The sequence below is a fragment of the Pseudoalteromonas spongiae UST010723-006 genome (assembly GCF_000238255.3).
Lineage (GTDB): Bacteria > Pseudomonadota > Gammaproteobacteria > Enterobacterales > Alteromonadaceae > Pseudoalteromonas > Pseudoalteromonas spongiae.
Genome location: NZ_CP011039.1, coordinates 643428 through 662674, shown reverse-complemented (window position 1 = coordinate 662674; position 19247 = coordinate 643428). Strand labels below are relative to the sequence as shown.

The following is a 19247-nucleotide window of genomic DNA, read 5'->3' as shown; positions in this document are numbered from 1 at the left end:
CATTTAACGCTTAAGCAATGACTTAACTTGTGACGCATCAAGCGGTGAGTAAAAGTAATAACCTTGCACATACTCACATCCTTCTGCTTGCAAGAACAACAGCTGCTCCTTGCTTTCAACTCCTTCAGCAATACACACTTTACCCAAACTTTTTGCAAGCGCTAAGGTTGAGCGAATAATTGCTTCGTCGTCTGCTTCATCGCCAATATTTCGAACAAAGCCACCATCAATTTTAATCACATCCACCGGAAAACGTTTTAAGTAAGCCAGCGATGAGTAGCCAGTGCCAAAATCATCAAGATAAATGCGGCAACCTGCACTTTTTAGCTTATCCATAGCCGCTTTTGCACTATCAAAATCAGCCATAAGTACAGATTCGGTAATCTCAAGTGCCACCATATGACACGGCACTTCATACGTGTTGCACAATGCTATAATTTGCTCTGCCAGATCAAGGTGATGGAAGTCTTTCGCCGATAGGTTAATCGATACATAAAAGTCGTTATCGATCTCGCACCAGCGTTGCATGTCTTGTACTGCGCGCGTTAACGATGCCATTGTCATTTCAGTAATGAGACCGGTATTTTCGGCAATGGCGATAAAACGCGATGGACTAATTGCCTCACCATTGTGCTGCCAGCGCATTAAGGTTTCAAAGCCAACCACCTTGCCTGTATTAACATCAATAATCGGCTGATACTGATTCGACAGTTCATTTTCACTATGCGCTTGCTTAAGCCTTGACTCTAAACGAAGCAATCGCTGTACTTTTTTATTCATTTCTTGTTGGAAAAACAAAAAGCACTCGCCACCGCGTTTTTTAGCGTGATACATCGCAATATCGGCAGCTTTAATCAAATTAATAGCGGTTGTTTCATCATCTGGAAATATGGCAACACCAATGCTGGCAGTAATTCTCACGGTTTCACCCGCCAGTGCAAATGGCTCTTTTAGCGCCGCAATTAAGCGCTGACACAAGGCTACAACGTCTTCTTTACTATTAATATTCTCAAGCAATACAGTAAATTCATCGCTATTTAATCGCGCCGCGGTCGCCTTGCCGTCAATGACCTGTTTAATGCGTTCGGCTATTTCCACCAATAATTTGTCACCATCATGATGACCAAATGAGTCATTCACTTTCTTAAACTGGTCAAGATCGATAAATAACACAGTCAGTAGCTGCTCACTGTTTTTATTAAGACTAATGGCATGAGCCACTCGATCAATAAACAAACTGCGATTAGGTAATTTGGTTAGTTTGTCGTAATTTGCCAGTAAATACAGCGCTTGCTCAGCTTCTTTTTGACTACTGATATCGGTGATCACCACAATATAGTTATCAACCTCACCGTTTTCAGCCGCAATTGCTGTGGCTTTTATCAAGCAATTGTATTTTGTGCCATTAGGGCTGGTGATGGTTTCTTCCGATTGATAATGTTCACCCACGTTTAGCTTACCAAGCGCTCTCAAATAATAAGTGCGCCTTTTGGCACTTAGGCCAAGTGATAGCTTGCGTGCTGAGTCATGTTTAAGGTCAAAATGATGGCTTTCGCGCAATGCTTTATTTATCGCAAGAATATTAAACTCGCGGTCCATCACAAATACCCAATCGCGAGTATGCTCAAATGCGGCGCTAAATAAACGGGCACTGTTTTCAAAGTCACGCTCACGCGTAAAGTTGGTGTAGGTGCCCGACACGCGCTGCGGCACATCTTCATCCCACTCAATAACGCGACCTACATCTTTATACCAACGCCAATGGCCTTGGCTATGGCGTACACGGTAAGCAAGTTCAAATTCGCCTTTATCTGTGCTGACAAACTCTAACCATTCAATGCGATAACGGGCTCTATCATCGGGATGAATTTTTGCTAAGTACTCATCCAGTGATACTTCGCTTTTATCAAACCCCAATTCATCAACTAAACGTGGCTGATAACTATGACCAAGGCCACTTTGCCATTCCCACACCCCAGATTGGCTGCTTTGTAGCGCCATTTTTAAACGCGTGGCATTTTCGCTGCTTTGTTTGTGCGCAGCTAACAAGCGCGTTTGATAGCGATGACGACGCAACATCCACACCGACACAATACTTGCCAGTAATATAAAGTAAATGGCGAATGCCGCGGGCGAGCGCCAAGGTGGATAATTTACCTGAATCGTAAAACTCTTAAAGTCGGTATAGCTGCCGTTTAACGGGTCTCTGGCACGTACGTAAAAAGTGTGTTTTCCCGGTGAAATTCGTGCAAACGCAACTTTATTATTACTCGTTCTAACTAATGCAGAATCATCTAAACGGTATTCATATTCAACGCGTTCCTGATACTTAAATAACATCGCAGAAAAGCCAATTTCTAAACCAATATCGTCATAATCAAGCTCAAGTAAGTTTTGCTGAATAATCGACTCAGCTTCAAGTTTGCGCGACATTAGGGTAATTGAGGTAATATTCACCCGCTCTGATATGTGTTCATTAGCGTCATTGCGCTCGGGGAAAAAGCTGGTCACCCCTTTAATTGAACCAAATACAATGCGGCCATCGGAGTAAGTTATTTTTGCGGCCGAGTTAAACTCATTAACGGCAATACCATCATCCACTGTGAACTGCCTAAAGTGTTGGGTATTTGGGTCAAAGCGCCAAATACCACTGTGGCTCGCCATCCAGATCATGCCTCGCTGATCTTTGGTTAGGCTATAAAACAATGAGCCGCGGGTATCAACCCTGTCTTCGATTTTGTATTTTTCTTCAAATGTGGTGCTATCTAAACCGACTAACCCGTAGCCATAATAAGACAACCAAAGAATGCCGTTGTTATCGATTACATAAGACGCAAGCGACAAATACTCCACCTCATCGGGGACTGGCGCGGTATAACGATACTCTACGGTGTTGTCCGGCATCAGTTGATATAACGTTTTATTGTGATAAAACAGTGGTAACTTGCTGTCATCTAGCGGTGGTAAAAAATACCCCGCAAATGTATCACCAATCACTTTTACGTCGGGGTGAATTTGCGTTAGTTCCTCTGTGACTACATTGTATTTAAAGTAGCCATAGCGAAAGCTCTTAAAATACATATCACCTGCGTCGTTAAAATGTCCTATCACAATCTGCTTGCTAAACATGTCTTTGTACTTGTCAAAAGGCATTTCAACAGCTGAAATTGTTAACGTTTCCAAGTCAAAGGTAAATAATCCTCGCGTGCTTACCAGCCATAACTTGCCGTTAAAGCTAAACATTTTATATACGTGGAATTCATGGTTTAAGCGGTCAGCTAAGTAACCTTCTAAATAGGTTTGGCTTTGGTAAGAATAGGGATTGAAACGCGTAATACCGTCACTAGTTGCTAACCAAATGTCTTTATTATGCTCAACAATGCTCCAAATATTGTTATGGGATAAACCACCATACAAGGTATCGCGGTTATAGTTTTGAAATGAGTAATTATTATTCGAGACAAAATACGCACCGTCGGTTTTACTGGCAAGCCACATTGAACCGTCATCGGAAAGCAGCATATCAACAATGCTATTGTCGCTTAACTTAAAATCGGAATTATCGAGTTCTGTGCTTTTAATTAGCTGATCATCATCGGCAAAGTAATTATAAACACCTTCATTGGTAGCAAGCTTTAGTCCTGATTTAAACGGCATGATTTTCCATATGTTTAAATCTGAAATACGCAGTTCGCTACTCAGTTTATCTATTTCACCAGCTACCAAGCGCTCGATATGATCAAGTTCAACCGTGTGCAAACCTTGCACGGTGCCAAGCCAAAGCTGAGAACCCGAGATATGAAATGACTTTGTATTGTATTGATCGTGATGCGCTGCGGGTTCATTTAAAAATTCTAGTTTAACGATTTTTTCAGTGCGCGTATCCATCACAAAAGCACCTTCCGATGTGCCTATGATTAAAAAATGTTTGTAATATTTAAGCGCTCTAACATACGCGTATTTAAAGTCTCCTGGGATTTTAAACACACTTTTCACTTCACCGGTTTCACTGTTTAACAACGCTAAGTCATGAACACGCCCCAACCAGTAAAAATTAGGTTGATGGGTTTCTAACATCACGACTGGAGAGTGAGTTCGGTCATTTTTAAAATCAAGCACGCGCTCTAGTTGATAGGTATCGGTTTTATATCGATACAAGCCAGAATAAGTAGTGGAAATCCAAATATCGTTTTGTTTATCTTCGTATAGGAAATCAATCGATTTATCGCGCAGTTGCCCTTCGGCACCTGTCATAGTAGATAGTTGATAACCATCGTAACGGTTTACGCCTGCTTCAGTTCCAACCCATAAGTAACCATTCTTATCAACTAATAAACCTGTTACATAAGACTGCGCTAATCCTTCATTTGGCGAGAATCGACGTACGTTTGCCTTACTGTTTGCCAGCGCATTTATTGATACAGCACACAACAAAATCGCCAGTACGCAGTATCGCCAAATCATTATGCACAATCCTTATTGGCTAACATACAGACGATTTGACGCCCTTGATTTTGATAAGCGCTAAAAAACGGAGCCAACTCAGCTGGCGCAGCATGTTCGGTAAATCCGCAGCTTTGATACCAGCTAACTAAATGATTGTACGCAAACGTGAAAAATGGTTTTCGATAATCCAAAGCGATTGTTTTAATTAATCTTGATGCCAGTTTTTGACCGCGAAAGCATGGTGCTGTAAATACGCCAGATAATAAAAACTGTCCGTCTTTTAAGCTTAATTTTGCAGCTGCCACAATTTGATTTTCAGCTTTGATAACCCACACCCTATCATGACTTTTAGCACGCCCTCTTACCTTAAAGTTTTGGTAAAACTTATTAACCAAAGGATACATAACTGGGTCCAATTGCTGGCACGTAAATGAACTCACATCATTGTCGCTAAATAGCGTTCAAAACGTTGTTTTAGTTCACCTTGCTCTGATTGTGGACGCTGTAAAATAGATGAATAGATTTGATCGCGCGTTGCTTTGCCACGCTTTACTTTAAACGCCCAAAACGACGCCTCGTAATCGAGTTGAATTAAATACTTTTCTTGACGAGGTAAGTTACACAAATTGAAAGACATGTTCTTTTAATACAGCTAATAAAATATTATGTTATTGTAGCAATGTACCATATAAGTTTGACCAATCAACACTAAAATGAACGCTGCGTTACGTCATAAAATGATAAAAAACTCGATAACTAAAAGCTGCAAGCATGCTTGTACCATGCTTTGTGCCTTGTTGTTTTTGAGTAAGATGGCGTGGGCAAATGCCCCTATAAAGCAAACGCTCGTGTTTAATAAACCGTTAGATACACACGTTTCTCGCTTATTAATCAAACGTCTAACACCTGCTTATAAAGCAATTGGTGTCGATATAAGCATTATTGAATTTGATCACAAAAGCTCACTTGCAGCGGCTAACCTCGGAGAACTTGATGGCCAGATTGGTCGTGTGATTGGTATTTCTAAGGAATACCCAAACCTAATTGCGAGTAATACTCCGTTAATGTATTTGAATCTGGTACTGCTTACCAACAAGGGACAATGCGAGAATTGTCGCATTCAGCAGTTGAGTACAATTAGTCACAATCCAAGCTACCCGTTTGCACAAAAATTTATTGCTCAAGAAAAATTTAAAGGTGAGGTAATAAGTAATAATAACCTTGCTAGTCAGCTGCATATGCTGCGCGACCGCACAATTGATGGCATTTTAGTACTTGAGTATTTGCTAACGCATCACATTGATGATGCCACCCTAGCCCATTTTGATAAACGCATTGTGTCGCAAAAGCCTATCCATCATTACCTGCACAAACAACATAAAGCAATTTTGGCACAATTAGATCTACAGTTAATGCAAAGTGCTGAAGCTACCCTTGAGCATAAAACCCCTAAATAAGTGAATCTAGATTAGATAAGGCGAGATTAGACAGACCTAAAAGTCGAGTTTTGTTTGCTCTGTATCCAGCTCTGGTGAGATTTGCTGTTGAGCCATTTTTTGGCGAATGCGCTTTTCACGTTGTGCGCAAAGCTTAATCACATGTTTTTTTTGCGCGTTCGTTAATTGGTTCCAATGAAAGCGCTCTTCTCGCGAACGAAAACACCCTAAGCAATAACCTCGGTTATTAGCCTGACACACCCCTTTGCACGGACTGGGTATTTCAAATATCTCTATTTGCTCAATAATTGGTTTTTGCTCAGCCATTCACTCACAGTGGCTTGCTTGCAAAACAGGCAAACCTAGGTCTTTTTTTACGCACTCATATTTACAGTTTAACCATTTTTTGCACAAAAAAAACCAGAGTATTACTCTGGTTTCTTAAAACTATAATTTACTTAGGCTTGCTGGTTACTTTTGATTAAATACCGGCTTCGCGTAAATTTGCTTAATAAATTCATGTAATTCCGGAGCAACCCCTTCAAAGCGGCCGTGGTAAACACGCTTCGCATCGTCACAAATTTCATGTTCTGCAGATTCTGCCGCCAAATAATTATTGGGGTGCAAGAAGTAGTTTTTGTGAATGTAGTTATCAATGGTTTCAGCAAGTTGATCTGGGGTATCGCAATCGCTGGTAATTGGCTCGCCAAACGATAAATGCACATGCCCTTTATTCGTAGCAAACCCTTCAATAATACTGGCAATATCTTCACCTTGCGCTTTTTTGTATTCGCCAAAGGTCGCTTTATGATACTGCTCTTTTGCCTTCGCTTTTTCGCATGGTTCAAATTCGTATGAAATCGCAACCGGTACAACATTGATCGATTTTACATAGTCTGCAAAGTCCATTTTTAGTTTGCGACCATGTAGCTGCAACATTTTAATCAGTGCAGGATCGGTAACATCATTACCATCTTTCGCTCGTCCTTCTTTTTGTGCAATCCATACTGAATTACCGCTATCAAGCGAATCATAAATATAATGCGAAAGTGTCGTAAGCGTTCTCAGCATCTCTTTTGGCGATTTAACAGAACGTTTAACAATAAAGCTCTTATTTAAACGCATTAACTCGGTCATGTATGGCACTTGCAACAGGTTGTCACCAATCGCAATGCGCACGGTTTTCATATTATTTTGAAATAGACCGTAGTTTACAAAAGCAGGATCAAGCGCAATATCACGGTGGTTTGAGATAAACAGGTACGCTTTGTTTTTATCAAGCTTATCTAATCCTGAGAAAGTAACTTTGCTGGTTGTGCGCTTAACTAAAATATCAAGATAACGTGAAACGGCCTGCTGAACTTCATCAACCGTTTTAAATTTACCGTATTTGTTACGTAATTTTGATTTAACTAAATAGTTGCCAAGAAATGGAATAGCACGCAACCACGATGGTAAGTTGTGCTCTGCAATTACCGAGATAAATGCATCATCATTTAACAGACGCTCAACAGACGCGGCTACTTCTTCATCATTATATGGGCGAATATCTGCAAATTTATCGTTTGAATTAGTCATAACTTGGTTTACTGCATCACAAAAAGGTCGGATATTTTACCTGTCATTATTCTGTTTGGCTAAATTTAACATCTCTTACCAGTTAAGAGTAAATTAAATGGTTATCAAACCGCAACGGTTGTAACTGAAAAATAGGCATATTTTTACTATCGTTAATTACTTGTCCCTTGCCGTTTGTGACAATAAATTCATTTTGCGCACTCGCTACACCCGCACAATCGGCGAAACGTTCATGACGAATAAACTGATGATTATCCAATTGCCAATACGCCACAATAGCACCCCGAGGAGAGGTAACTGCAATACGATTATCACTGTCAGCAATTGCAATACTGGCAACGTATTGCTCGAAGTTTTGCCAAAACTTTGGCTCCGCCTGCAATGGCTGAAGTTCGCGACCTAGTTTATGGCTAAATACCAAAGGATGCGCATCGCGATAATTTCCCTGATATTGCGCTCCAACAATCACTTCGCCACTGTTTGCTACCGCTAGATGACGTAAACTTAACTGAAAATGCGGAGGAGTGACAGATTCAACTAACTTGCCAGTGTCGAGGTGAATGTAGCTTAAATTTGGTGCCATACTCGCTAGATTTAATTTTTCACGACCTTTATCTGGATGTGTTTTAATGCCCCCATTGGCAACCACAATATGTTCACCATCGGGCATTAACGCGCATTGATGCGGCCCAATACCGCCACTTGGTGCACGCTTTTCCACGGCAAAATTGTGAGTATTGCGCACAACTAAGTAACCACCAGCACTTTCAATATGATTTTCTGTGGTGATCAGTTGCTTGCGTTTGCTATCAAACACACCATGACCATAAAAATGAAAACCTTGCTCTGCATTGATGATTTTCTCTAGCTGGTTTTGTTCTAAGTTCACCACAAACAGCTTGGTAAACGGGCGGCGTGAAAACGCCACAACCCGTTCACTATCAAGCATTAATAAATCATGGCCGCGATTATCAATTTTAACCTGGTTTAATAAATTCCCTGCTTTATCAAATGCCACCACAAAATGTTCACCCTGGTGGTTGGTTGCCGCACTAACAAAACGACGTTGCGCTTTGCTTGAACACGCAACTAAGTTAGCGCCGAGTGATAAACTTAAACCACATAACGCTAAACTTTTGATAAACGCTCTACGCTCCATGATTAATCACCGTCATTCGAATTAAAGTTAGGATTAAGGCCTGTAAGCTGAATAAAATCGGTAGAGAGGTAAGTTCTTAATTCGTCTATTTTTGTGATAAGTGGCGACAGTTTATTGCGGCTGTCTTGTATTGTTACCGCTTGCGATAGCGGTTTTTCAATATCATTTAGCAAGACATCAATTTCGTCGAAGTAATTTAGAATAGTGTCATTCACTTGTGTATTTTCATGAATATCCACTAAGTACTCGTCAAAGCCATAACCATTACCCGCAAGGTAGGCCTGTTTCAGCCCTGCAAAATTGGTTTTAATGTTTTCAAGCGACGATAAGCTAATGTAACTTTCCGCTTTTTCTGGGTAACCTGGGATCAGCGTGCCTTTAACATTATTGAGCTTGTTATCTTTAATCACTTCAATTAGCTCAAACCAATTAGTAATAAAATCTTCAAGCACCGCTTGTTTCGTGTTGTACTCGCCACTGCCATTTTTAAAATCAAGGACAAAACCAATCTTCTCGTGTTGCCATAATGCTAAAATTTCAGTTGCGACTGTTTTCACATTAGCGGCAATTGCCATTACCGCGAGGCAACGATCTTGTTTATTGCTTGCACTTAGTAACGATGCATCTTGTGCTTGATTAAAAATTAATAACTCGAGCGCTGGTAATCCTTGAGCACCATCTTGTAGGCTAGCAACGGCGTTCTCATCTATCACTTGAGCCGCAAGTAATGACGCAACACCGCGCTGAACGGCATTGTTGTTATCAGGCCAAAATTGTAAGCGATAATGGCGAAATTCTTCAGACTCAGGCCCCATTTTTACCGCTTTCGCAAATTGCCATGCCTTGCTTAATGCTAACCATGCATTTTTTAATTCTGTTAGCTCGCTTTCGCTTGGCGCCTGATAAGCACAAAACATAATGCTCGCCGCATCTAGTTTATCCGCTTCATCCATCAGTGTTTGGTATGCTGGCAAAATATAATTATCAGCTTGCGCTGATAATAATTTTGTCATGGCTTCATCTTTCGTTAGTTTAACCACAGGTGGCGTAATGGGTGGTTTTTCGCTGTTGGTATCGCTGCCACCACCACATGCACTTAGTAACGCAGCCGTCACAAGCAAAGAAAGTGCTTTAAGTTTCATCGTATTTGCCCTTAAATTTGTTTTAGAAAATAAATCAATGCGTCACGCTGCTGTTGGTCAAACGCTACAAACGCGCTTTTTGATTGCTCGGCTTCGCCGCCATGCCACAAAATCGCTTCAGCCACTGTTTTCGCGCGGCCATCATGTAAAAATGCCTGATAGCCTTGTACGTTTTCTTGTAATCCTAGCCCCCAAAGTGGTGGCGTACGCCACTCTCGACCATTGGCTAATCCTTCTGCTTTACCATCAGCCAGTGCTTCGCCCATATCGTGTAACGCCAAATTGGTGTAAGGCCAGATAGTTTGATTTGCCAACTCTTTAAGCGGATAGTCGCTTGCCGTGGTATAACTTGGGGTGTGACAACTATGACAATTCGCTTGATAAAAAAGTGCTCTGCCCTGTTGTGCTTTTTCTGAAGTGAGCTTTCGGGTCGGTTGCACCGCAATGTGCGCTCCCATAAACACCGTTAACTTATGCAGCTTTTCGGGTATTTCTAGCGTGCGGTCGTGACCGCCCATTGCTGATGCAAGTTGACAAAGTGGTTGTGATGGCGTGCAAGTATCGTGTGTGAAAAACGGATTGGTTATGCCGATATCATTAACAAATGCCGCTGCCGTTTGTGATGCTAAACTTGGTTGACTCGCTTTAAAGCCAAAACGTCCAATAACCTGTTCCTTAGTCTTAGCACTCATCACACGATTATACTTAGCCGAAATACCATCGTTGTTTTTATCCGCAATATCTTCTTGCGCAATAAGATCGTGTTCACGAATCGCGTCCAACAACCCCATTCCGTAAAGTGCTGGCGCATAGCGTGGCGATAACACCGTATTAGGCTGCAATTCACCATAGGCTAAATCAACCAATTGATAATGTGGCTTGCTTAAAGTGTAAGGCGTGCCATCCGCATATTGACCCGATATGGTTTCGTAACGAATGGTTACTTTGCCTTCCGCAGAAAGTGATTCAGGTTTTGCTAGTTTAATCGCAAATGGCTGAAATTGACCGCCATAGTGTTTATCAACCGCATCACCATCATCCCCCTTGCCTAAACGAAAAAGCAATGCCATTGGCGAATGCGTGCCTTCCCCAACAAGCTTTCCTCGACCACCACGAATATGACATGCTTTACATGAACGCGCGTTGTAAAGCGGGCCTAAACCATCACGGTCTTGAGTTGCAGCAGGTGCTGCGACCCAAGGATCACGAAAGAATGAAAAGCCATCCCAAAAATCAAGCTGTCTATCTAAATCGAGATTTTCTGAGGGATGAATAAAAGTACGTGTATTAAGTCGCTTTAAGGTTGTTGCGCCACCAGGGCGCAACTCGCTATGTGAAAATTCAGGTACAGCTTGATCTTTACAACCAATTAGCAAAGCGCCAAAAGTACACGCAGTTAAAAGACTTCGTTTAATCATAGTGAATTTAAAAACGCCAATAATTGTGAGCGCTCAGTTTTGGACATTGCGAGGTAGGCTTGCTTAGCTTTTTCTGCCTCACCGCCATGCCATAAAATGGCTTCGCTGATGGTGCGTGCTCGACCATCATGCAAATAAGTAGCGCGCGCATTTACTTGCTGAACCAAGCCTAATCCCCAAAGCGGTGTTGTACGCCACTCAGTGCCAGATGCTTGCCCCTCGGGACGGTTATCTGCAAGACCTTCACAGCGCTTCACATAAATGCAATTTTCACCAACCTGACAGCTACCGCCTTGTGCGTTTTCTAATTTAATAGGCGCGCATTCGCCACCCATATCATGTAGTAACAAGTCGCTGTAAGGATAAATAACTTGCTCGCTAAGTGCAGCAATCGGCGTACTTTCGCCAGTAAAGCCAAGAATGTCGACATCACCTAACAAGCTAGCCGGTGCTTCACCAGTTTTATGACGTGGTACATGGCAGCCATTGCAGTTCGCGTCGAAAAATAACGCACGGCCATGCTTGACATCGTCTTGCCAAGTACTGGTTTGCACGTCAAACCCTCGCCTTGCTGGCACAGCTAATAGACGGTTATAAAATTCAACTTGTGCGAGATCTAAATCACTTAAATCAAGACCATTGGCTTCACTGTTTTGCTCTAATGCCGCTTGTTCATTACACGCAACTTGATTTTCGGTGCACGGCTCTGCTTGGTTAATACGATTAGTCACGCCCATATCACCGCGATAAGCCCCCGCTATTTGCTGTAACACGGATGCAGTGCCAAGTTTATAGCCAAAACGTGCTAATTTAGTTTGCTCTGAAATAGGCTCTGTTACATACACAGCACGGCCAGAAATACCATCATTATCAACATCATCGGGGTCAGCGTAGCTGGTAATGTACTGTTCTGGAATTGCATGCAGTAGACCTGAGCCAAAAATCGCAGGTGAAACACGGGCAGAGAACCTTACCGTGTCGTTAAATGGGCCGTAAGATAAATCGGTTACTTTATAAATGGGTTTGCGCAACTCGTATTCTTCGCCATCGGCAAATTTACCCGTTATGTTTTCATACTCAACAAATGCGTAGGCTTCGCCATATGCCAAACCTTCATCTAACGCGCCGTTAAATTTAGGTAATGCGCCTGTCGGGTGTCCGGCAACCGTGCCAAATGTTTGTAATTGGTCGCCATACACCGCATCGGGTTGACCATTCTCATCACTAATACGTAGGAACATACTAGTCATTGCACGCTGCGGTGAGCTTGGCACTTCGCCACGGCCATCTTTAATATGACACCCTTGGCAAGTTGGGTTATTAAAAACTGGGCCTAACCCTTTGTGTGTGCCTCTAAACAAGTGGTCGCCCGATTTAAATACCGCGTCTAATGCAAAATCACTGCGAATTGCCGGTGCCGATTGGCTGAATGCGTCTTCATTTTGAACATCGGTTGTTACTGCGCCACCCGCTAGGTGCTCGTTGTTGTCAGGCGTACTGCTACTAAGCGGCGCTAAGCCATCATTTGGCTGCCCCGGCAGTGTGACAACAGGCGGTTGAGGTTCGCTAGGCTTTGCTTCTGGTGATTGCGATGAGCCACCACAACCCAAAGCACTTAACATAAAACTAGTTAGTAAAAGATGTCGCTTCATAAATGCCCCTAGAAACGAAAAAAGCGCTGCAAAATAGCAGCGCCAATAATAGTGTTAGCCTAATTAGCTACCAAACTCGTCAGTATCTTGCTCAAGATCACCCGTGGTTACTTCTAACGCTTCAATTGCTTGTTTAATCACTTGTGTTTGTGATTTAAGCGCTTCGATTGTGTGCGTCACAGGTTGCTTTAAGTCAGCATTTTGAATTTGCACATCAAATGAGTAACCTAGCTTAGCGTTAGTATCGATAACCGCCGCTTTCGCCATCGTATCTTCAATCGCAGCACGTAATTCATTGGCAAGTTCGTGCGAACCATCCACTACCAGTAAATCGTAAATGCTAGCACCTTCTAATGTTTCGCCATCCATGCGCTGGTAAGCACCATTAAATGCGTTTTGAATACCCTTAGCATTTAAGAAAATATCGCGGTGTGTATTATCTGAAAAACACGAGTGCTCGTCTTCTTGTGAATCGGTACGAAGTGCAATACTCATGCGCTCACCAGCAAGTTCACCAAAGCTTAAACGGCCCATGCCTTCTAGAATTTTCGCTAACGACGCTTTTACATTTTCGTCTTTAGTAAATTCAACATAGTGAAAACCTGAACCTGGAGTCCATGCATCAACAACACCTTGTAAATCGTCGATCAGTAAATCTGCTGCTGCAATTAGGTAGTCACCACGGCGTTCACAAATAACCGAATCAACCACGTTATCTACGCCAGATGTACACTCACCCATGCCACTTGCCGCAGTATAATAATCGTTTACTTTACGGTAGCCAGCACTGTAGTCACGGTTTGGCGTGTAAGAACCATCGGCGTTAAGATCTTGTCCCCACAGTAAAAATTCAATCGCGTGATAGCCTGATGTTACATTAGCTTCATCATCGCCGCGCTCAAACTGTTCAGCGAGTAACGCTTTGGTGATATCTGGGAACTCAGCAAGATCGGCAATAATATTGCCACCTACAGGTAAGCTTGCAGGGTTTTCAGGCAGTTGTGCGCCATCCATGTCAATTGTGTAATCAATTAGCGCTTCGGCTAGTGGCCATGCGTTGATTGCGCCTTCAGGACCTTCTTCAGCAACTAATACCGGGTTACCATTGTCATCACGCGTTAGATTGTCGATTGGCCCTTCACGAAAACGATACACTTCTGACTGACCATAAGGTTCGCGAGCATCTAACCACGCATTTTTAGCGGCGCTAAAGTTAGCTTCGCTTGGCTCTGCAACAAACTGCTCAATCACATTTTTAAGCTGTTTAGCAGCGATAAGTGAATCGGCATAAACCGCATATGCATGCTGCGCATTGGTAACAACGACATCTTTTTCGGTCACATACGTTGATACACCACTTTCGCCACTTGCACCTGGTGCGCCGTCTGCCCCGTCTTTGCCATCGTCACCGCTACATGCTGCAAGCATTGCAACACATAACGAAGAAAGTGCAAAATTCGCTATTTTTTTCATTATGTTAATCCCTGATATTTTTATGATTGAGTAATACCAATTTTTATCAAAAACGTAATTGGCTTAATAAAACTGCGAAGCATTCTAAAACCCAAAACAAATTAGATCAATAACAGAAATCATTATCATTTAAAAATATTTAAAATAAGTTTATATTTTGATTCATCTAAATTTATAAACTTGATCTAGATCAAAAAAAAGAGCCTATGGGCTCCTTTTTTATTAAACGAGTCATCGTAAAAAACAATGCCTTTCAAGCTTAAATATCAATCAACTAGTACACCTAAAAGCAAATACACAAGTTACTTGGCGCTACTTAATTTGAGCCAAACCAAGCGCAACATTAACACCAAAAGTAAGGCTCCCGCGCCGTACTCTAGCCACATAGGTAATACATGATGCGATTCTTGTAGCGACGGTACGATTGCGAATTGATAGCGTGCTACCAAATAGTCGGTAATAAAGCCGAAAATTAGCGCAACACCAATAACTCCAGTTAAATAAGCGACCACCGCGCGCTTGCCTAGCTCGCTCGCTACCACACCTAATGTAGCTACATTAGTTGCCGGCCCCGCTAACATAAATACCAGCGCAGCACCGGGGCTAACACCCGACATTAATAACCCAGCGGCAATAGGCGTTGATGCAGTTGCACATACATACATTGGAATACTAATTAAAATTACGATTAGCATGGCCCAAATTCCATTACCGTACTGTTGTAGAAAATCTTGCGGTACAAAGGTTTGCACTAACGCGGCAAAAAACAAACCTATCATCAGCCACTTTGCGGTATCACTTAGCAGTTTGTTAGCACTAAATGAAAATGCACGCTTGAGTTTTGCTGTCGCGGTTTCTGTTACAAGCTGCGTCTCTTTGTCTGTGGAACAACACGAGGTAGTATTTTCTTTTTGCTCATCAGAATCTTTTACCGAGCAACAAGCAGCACTGCTTGTTACATTCGGCTTAGCTTCAGCTACTGTTGGCGCACAACAAGGAGAAGTTTGCACAACAGGCTTTTGCTGAGTACTACAGCATGACATCTTTTGTTCTGAAACCATATTGCTAGCCTGCGCCGCATTTTGCTCTGTGGTGTGCGCACTACTGCAGCAAGTATCATCGGCTTTTTCTTTTATGTTATGAGCGCTTTGTTGCGTATTGCCTTTGCTTTCACCGCCCACTAATAAACCTGCCGTAATGGCACTGGCAACCGCTGCAATCGGTCGGATAATTGCCATAAATGGGCCAAGCAATACATACGAGACAGAAATTGAATCAACACCTGTTTCGGGCGTAGAGACTAAAAATGCCGTGGTTGCGCTTTTTGACGCTCCCGCCCTTCGCAGCCCGAGTGCAGCTGGAATTACGCCACAAGAACACAGCGGCATTGGCGCACCAATAAGAGCCGCTTTAATGGTAGTAGCAAAGCCCTCTTTGCCAAGGTGGCGATTGAGAAAATTCTCAGGTAAGTAAACGTTAATTAATGCCGCTATAAACAACCCCAATAACAACCAAGGCGCTGAAATAATAAAGAGATCAATAAAGTTATTAACGAGCGTCATTTTGTGCCTCCAGCGCAGAAAGAATTGAACAATGAACGGCGGGTTCATTACCGCCGCAGCATGATTTTTGCAGTAATTTAAGCGAATTTAAAATGGTATTTAGCTCGGCAATTTTACGCTCAACTTGCGTTATTTTTTCACTCGTAAAATGTTTAACTTGCTCACAGCTGTGACTTTGCTTATCCACTTTTATTGCAAGTAACTCTTTAATTTCATTCAGTGTAAAGCCTACATCCTTTGCCCTTAGTACAAACGACAGCTGCGCAACGTCTTGTTCAGAATACAAGCGATATCCCGACTCACTACGCGCCGATGAATTGAGAATGCCTTGCTTTTCATAGTAACGAAGCGTATCGGTCGAGACTGCTAACCGTTTTGCAATTTCACCTATTTTTACCATTTGCCTGCCTAATTGAGATACACTAAATCTAACTTTCCTACTAAGTATAAACCTTAGAGTTAACTCCAAAGTCAAACCAAATATTTAAAATTATGAAAATTGCTATTCTCGACTACGCAACAATTGAAAATGGTGACTTATCACCGCTAAATGCGCTTACACAAAACATCGCATTATTTGACAATACCACGCCTGCCCAAGTGATTGAACGTTGCCAAGGTATGGACGTGATAATTACCAATAAAGTAGTGATAGACCAAACAGCATTATCTCAACTAAGCACGGTAAAGCTAATTTGCATTGCCGCCACAGGCACCAATAATGTTGATTTAGTGGCGGCAAAACAGCATGGCATTGCGGTTACCAATGTTGCAGGCTATTCCACCGCAAGCGTGGTGCAGCACACGTTCGCTTTATTATTTAACTTACTAGGTAATACCCATCAATACATTGCTGATTGTCATAACAATCAATGGCAACACGCGAGCCATTTTTGCTTTTTAGACCACTCAATAGACGAAGTAGCGGGTTTGAAAATGGCATTAATCGGGTATGGCGATTTAGGACGCGCAGTAGCAAAAGCCGCGATAGCATTTGGCATTGAAACTTTGATTAGTGAGCGTAAAAACAGCCCTGTACGTGACGGTCGAGTTGCATTTGATGACGCGATAGCAAACGCCGATATCATTTCGGTTCACTGCCCCCTTAACCAAGAAACTGAAAATTTAATTAGTACGCGCGAATTTAAACTAATGAAATCTAGCGCGGTACTAATTAATACTGCACGCGGTGGCATTGTTGATGAAAGCGCACTTGCACACGCGCTGCTAACCAACCAAATTAAAGCAGCGGCAATTGATGTTTTAAGCAAGGAACCCGCACAAGATAGCAACCCGCTCATTCAGTATCAAAGGAGCAACTTATTGCTCACACCACATATTGCATGGGCCAGCAAGCAGTCAATCTCGCGCTTAATTAAGCAAATAGCGCTAAATATCAGTGCCTTTGAAAATGGCGAAACACGTAACCGTGTATAGGGTTGTTGACCTTTTATCGAAAAAACTTCGATTTTTAAGCGAAATTGATACACTGACTTTAACGCGGCTTTAACTCGCTTAGTCGCTTTAATCACTCAAGGGAAACACAATGAAAAAAACAGCCTTAAGTTTAGCGCTGGTTGCAGCACTTGGCCTTAGTGCATGCCAAACAACCAATTCAACAACTGACGCACCTGCAAGCCAACAGCAATCTCAAGCTGCTGCATTTGAAGCGTTTTCAGCAAAATTTATTGAAGACTTTTGGCGTCACCGTCCTGAGTGGTCGCAATACGCAGGTTACGGCAAATACGACCATATTTTAACGGTTCCCGACGCACAAAGCCGCGTTAACGATATTAACTTTGCCAATACACAACTCGCTAAATTGGCCCAGTTTGACCTTAATAAATTACCTGCCAATTTAAAAACCGATTATCACTTAATCGAAAATCTATTAAAGAAATCAATTTGGACGGTAAACACGTTTAAATCGTGGCAATGGAATCCATCAAATTATAATGTTGCAGGTGGGTTTGCACAAATCATTAATAGCCGCTTTGATGATGACAACACAAAAATCACGAAAGTATTAAAACGTCTTGAAAATGTACCTGCCTACTATGCAGCAGCCATTGCCAATATTGATACGCCAACACTTGAGTACACACAGTTGGCAATTAGCCAAAATAAAGGAGCTTTTAGCGTATTAAATAAAGATTTATTTAATAAAGCTAAAACCTCAAATCTATCGGACGCTGATAAGCAATTATTTGAAACCCGCTTTAAAGCAGCAACAGCTGCGATTAATGAATACATTGAATTCTTAACTAAGCTGGAACAAGAGCTGGTCGCAAACAATAACGCACGTTCATTTAGAATTGGCGAAGCGCTTTACGAGCAAAAATTCGCATTTGATATTCAGTCGGGTTACAGCGCAAAAGAGGTTTATCAAAAAGCGTTGTCAGATAAAGACCGTGTTACCGCTGAAATGTTAAAAATCACCGAGCAACTTTGGCCTAAATATTTTGCCAATACAGAGATGCCAAGTGAACCTCAAAAAGCAATTTCAACACTGATTAATCACCTTGCGGTTAAGCACGTAAAACGCGAAAACTTTGTTGAAGAAATTAAAAAGCAAATTCCTGAGCTTGAAGCCTTTATTAAAGAAAAAGATCTCATTACTCTTGATCCTGAAAAGCCGCTAGTGGTGCGCGAAACGCCAGATTATATGCGCGGTTTTGCCGGTGCATCGATTAGTGCTCCCGGTCCATATGCGAAAAAAGAAAACACCTACTACAACGTTACGCCACTCGATAATATGAGCGAGGAACAAGCCGAATCGTATTTGAAAGAGTACAACCACTGGATTTTACAAATTTTAAATATTCATGAGGCAATTCCGGGCCATTACACTCAATTAGTTTATTCAAATGAGTCACCGTCTCTAATTAAGAGTATTTTCGGAAACGGCGCAATGATCGAAGGTTGGGCGGTGTACACAGAGCGCATGATGCTAGAAGAAGGTTACGGTAATTTTGAGCCAGAAATGTGGTTAATGTACTACAAATGGAATTTACGCGTAATTTGTAACACGATTTTGGATTATCAAATCCAAGTGGAAGGCATCAGTAAAGAACAAGGCTTAGATCTACTTATGAATGGTGCTTTCCAAGAACGCGCTGAGGCAGAAGGCAAATGGCGCCGCGCGACGCTGAGCCAAGTTCAGCTAACAAGCTACTACACTGGCTACCGTGAAATTTACGATTTCCGCGAAGCGCAAAAAGCGAAACTGGGTGACGATTTTAACTTAAAAGCATTCCACGAACAGTTTTTAAGTTACGGTAGTTCGCCGGTAAAATACATTCGTGAATTAATGGATAAGTAACCTGTATTCAAGGTAAATAATCCAAGATTTAAAAGGAAGCATGTGCTTCCTTTTTTTAT

General features: G+C 42.1%; 15 protein-coding genes. 3 read left to right on the top strand and 12 right to left on the bottom strand.

The window, feature by feature from the left end:
- Positions 1–3: 3 nt before the first annotated feature.
- Genes PSPO_RS03095 through PSPO_RS03085 form a run of 3 tightly spaced genes read right to left on the bottom strand, consistent with a single transcriptional unit; the run spans position 4 to position 5083 of the window.
- Positions 4–4464, bottom strand: a complete 4461-nt coding sequence (locus PSPO_RS03095; protein WP_010560898.1) for an EAL domain-containing protein — start codon at positions 4462–4464, stop codon at positions 4–6.
- Positions 4464–4850, bottom strand: a complete 387-nt coding sequence (locus PSPO_RS03090; RefSeq protein ID WP_010560899.1) for a GNAT family N-acetyltransferase — start codon at positions 4848–4850, stop codon at positions 4464–4466. Before PSPO_RS03090 ends, PSPO_RS03095 begins: the two co-directional genes overlap by 1 nt.
- Positions 4851–4882: 32 nt before the next feature.
- Positions 4883–5083: a DUF3283 family protein gene (locus PSPO_RS03085; protein ID WP_010560900.1), complete on the bottom strand. Its 201-nt coding sequence runs from the start codon at positions 5081–5083 to the stop codon at positions 4883–4885.
- Positions 5084–5294: 211 nt separating this feature from the next.
- On the opposite strand from PSPO_RS03085, the gene PSPO_RS03080 reads away from it, so the two are divergent.
- Positions 5295–5903: a hypothetical protein gene (locus PSPO_RS03080; protein ID WP_148665223.1), complete on the top strand. Its 609-nt coding sequence runs from the start codon at positions 5295–5297 to the stop codon at positions 5901–5903.
- Positions 5904–5939: 36 nt separating this feature from the next.
- Here PSPO_RS03080 and PSPO_RS03075 read toward each other — a convergent pair whose 3' ends face one another.
- From PSPO_RS03075 to zntR, 9 genes are all read right to left on the bottom strand, one after another.
- A complete protein-coding gene (locus PSPO_RS03075; protein ID WP_040641367.1) occupies positions 5940–6188 on the bottom strand; it encodes a DUF1289 domain-containing protein in 249 nt (82 codons plus the stop codon).
- A 165-nt stretch (positions 6189–6353) separates the two neighbouring features.
- Entirely contained in the window at positions 6354–7460 is a 1107-nt protein-coding gene (locus PSPO_RS03070) for a lysophospholipid acyltransferase family protein (RefSeq protein WP_010560903.1), read from the bottom strand.
- Between the two features lie 82 nt (positions 7461–7542).
- Positions 7543–8619: a DUF1513 domain-containing protein gene (locus PSPO_RS03065; protein WP_010560904.1), complete on the bottom strand. Its 1077-nt coding sequence runs from the start codon at positions 8617–8619 to the stop codon at positions 7543–7545.
- Between the two features lie 2 nt (positions 8620–8621).
- Entirely contained in the window at positions 8622–9761 is a 1140-nt protein-coding gene (locus PSPO_RS03060; protein ID WP_010560905.1) for an imelysin family protein, read from the bottom strand.
- An 11-nt stretch (positions 9762–9772) separates the two neighbouring features.
- Entirely contained in the window at positions 9773–11179 is a 1407-nt protein-coding gene (locus PSPO_RS03055; protein WP_010560906.1) for a di-heme oxidoreductase family protein, read from the bottom strand.
- On the bottom strand, positions 11176–12831 hold the full coding sequence (locus PSPO_RS03050; RefSeq protein ID WP_010560907.1) for a di-heme oxidoreductase family protein: 1656 nt from the start codon (positions 12829–12831) through the stop codon (positions 11176–11178). Before PSPO_RS03050 ends, PSPO_RS03055 begins: the two co-directional genes overlap by 4 nt.
- Positions 12832–12894: 63 nt before the next feature.
- Positions 12895–14304, bottom strand: a complete 1410-nt coding sequence (locus PSPO_RS03045; protein WP_010560908.1) for an imelysin family protein — start codon at positions 14302–14304, stop codon at positions 12895–12897.
- Positions 14305–14606: 302 nt separating this feature from the next.
- Positions 14607–15866 (bottom strand): SO_0444 family Cu/Zn efflux transporter, encoded by a 1260-nt coding sequence (locus PSPO_RS03040; protein WP_010560909.1) that lies wholly within the window; start codon positions 15864–15866, stop codon positions 14607–14609.
- The gene (gene zntR, locus PSPO_RS03035) at positions 15853–16266 is read right to left on the bottom strand and encodes a Zn(2+)-responsive transcriptional regulator (RefSeq protein WP_010560910.1); all 414 of its coding nucleotides are present in this window, start codon (positions 16264–16266) and stop codon (positions 15853–15855) included. The genes PSPO_RS03040 and zntR overlap by 14 nt, the downstream gene beginning before the upstream one ends.
- Positions 16267–16358: 92 nt before the next feature.
- On the opposite strand from zntR, the gene PSPO_RS03030 reads away from it, so the two are divergent.
- Positions 16359–17303 carry a D-2-hydroxyacid dehydrogenase gene (locus tag PSPO_RS03030; RefSeq protein WP_010560911.1) on the top strand — a complete coding sequence of 315 codons (945 nt, stop codon included), beginning with the start codon at positions 16359–16361 and terminating at the stop codon, positions 17301–17303.
- Between the two features lie 109 nt (positions 17304–17412).
- Positions 17413–19188 carry a DUF885 domain-containing protein gene (locus PSPO_RS03025; RefSeq protein ID WP_010560912.1) on the top strand — a complete coding sequence of 592 codons (1776 nt, stop codon included), beginning with the start codon at positions 17413–17415 and terminating at the stop codon, positions 19186–19188.
- Positions 19189–19247: the final 59 nt, after the last annotated feature.

Bases quoted from the DNA above. Each gene is read 5' to 3' on its own strand.
- PSPO_RS03095 (WP_010560898.1), bottom strand. From the start codon at position 4,464: ATGATTTGGCGATACTGCGTACTGGCGATTTTGTTGTGTGCTGTATCA.
- PSPO_RS03090 (WP_010560899.1), bottom strand. From the start codon at position 4,850: ATGTATCCTTTGGTTAATAAGTTTTACCAAAACTTTAAGGTAAGAGGG.
- PSPO_RS03085 (WP_010560900.1), bottom strand. From the start codon at position 5,083: ATGTCTTTCAATTTGTGTAACTTACCTCGTCAAGAAAAGTATTTAATT.
- PSPO_RS03070 (WP_010560903.1), bottom strand. From the start codon at position 7,460: ATGACTAATTCAAACGATAAATTTGCAGATATTCGCCCATATAATGAT.
- PSPO_RS03065 (WP_010560904.1), bottom strand. From the start codon at position 8,619: ATGGAGCGTAGAGCGTTTATCAAAAGTTTAGCGTTATGTGGTTTAAGT.
- PSPO_RS03060 (WP_010560905.1), bottom strand. From the start codon at position 9,761: ATGAAACTTAAAGCACTTTCTTTGCTTGTGACGGCTGCGTTACTAAGT.
- PSPO_RS03055 (WP_010560906.1), bottom strand. From the start codon at position 11,179: ATGATTAAACGAAGTCTTTTAACTGCGTGTACTTTTGGCGCTTTGCTA.
- PSPO_RS03050 (WP_010560907.1), bottom strand. From the start codon at position 12,831: ATGAAGCGACATCTTTTACTAACTAGTTTTATGTTAAGTGCTTTGGGT.
- PSPO_RS03045 (WP_010560908.1), bottom strand. From the start codon at position 14,304: ATGAAAAAAATAGCGAATTTTGCACTTTCTTCGTTATGTGTTGCAATG.
- PSPO_RS03040 (WP_010560909.1), bottom strand. From the start codon at position 15,866: ATGACGCTCGTTAATAACTTTATTGATCTCTTTATTATTTCAGCGCCT.
- zntR (WP_010560910.1), bottom strand. From the start codon at position 16,266: ATGGTAAAAATAGGTGAAATTGCAAAACGGTTAGCAGTCTCGACCGAT.
- PSPO_RS03030 (WP_010560911.1), top strand. From the start codon at position 16,359: ATGAAAATTGCTATTCTCGACTACGCAACAATTGAAAATGGTGACTTA.
- PSPO_RS03025 (WP_010560912.1), top strand. From the start codon at position 17,413: ATGAAAAAAACAGCCTTAAGTTTAGCGCTGGTTGCAGCACTTGGCCTT.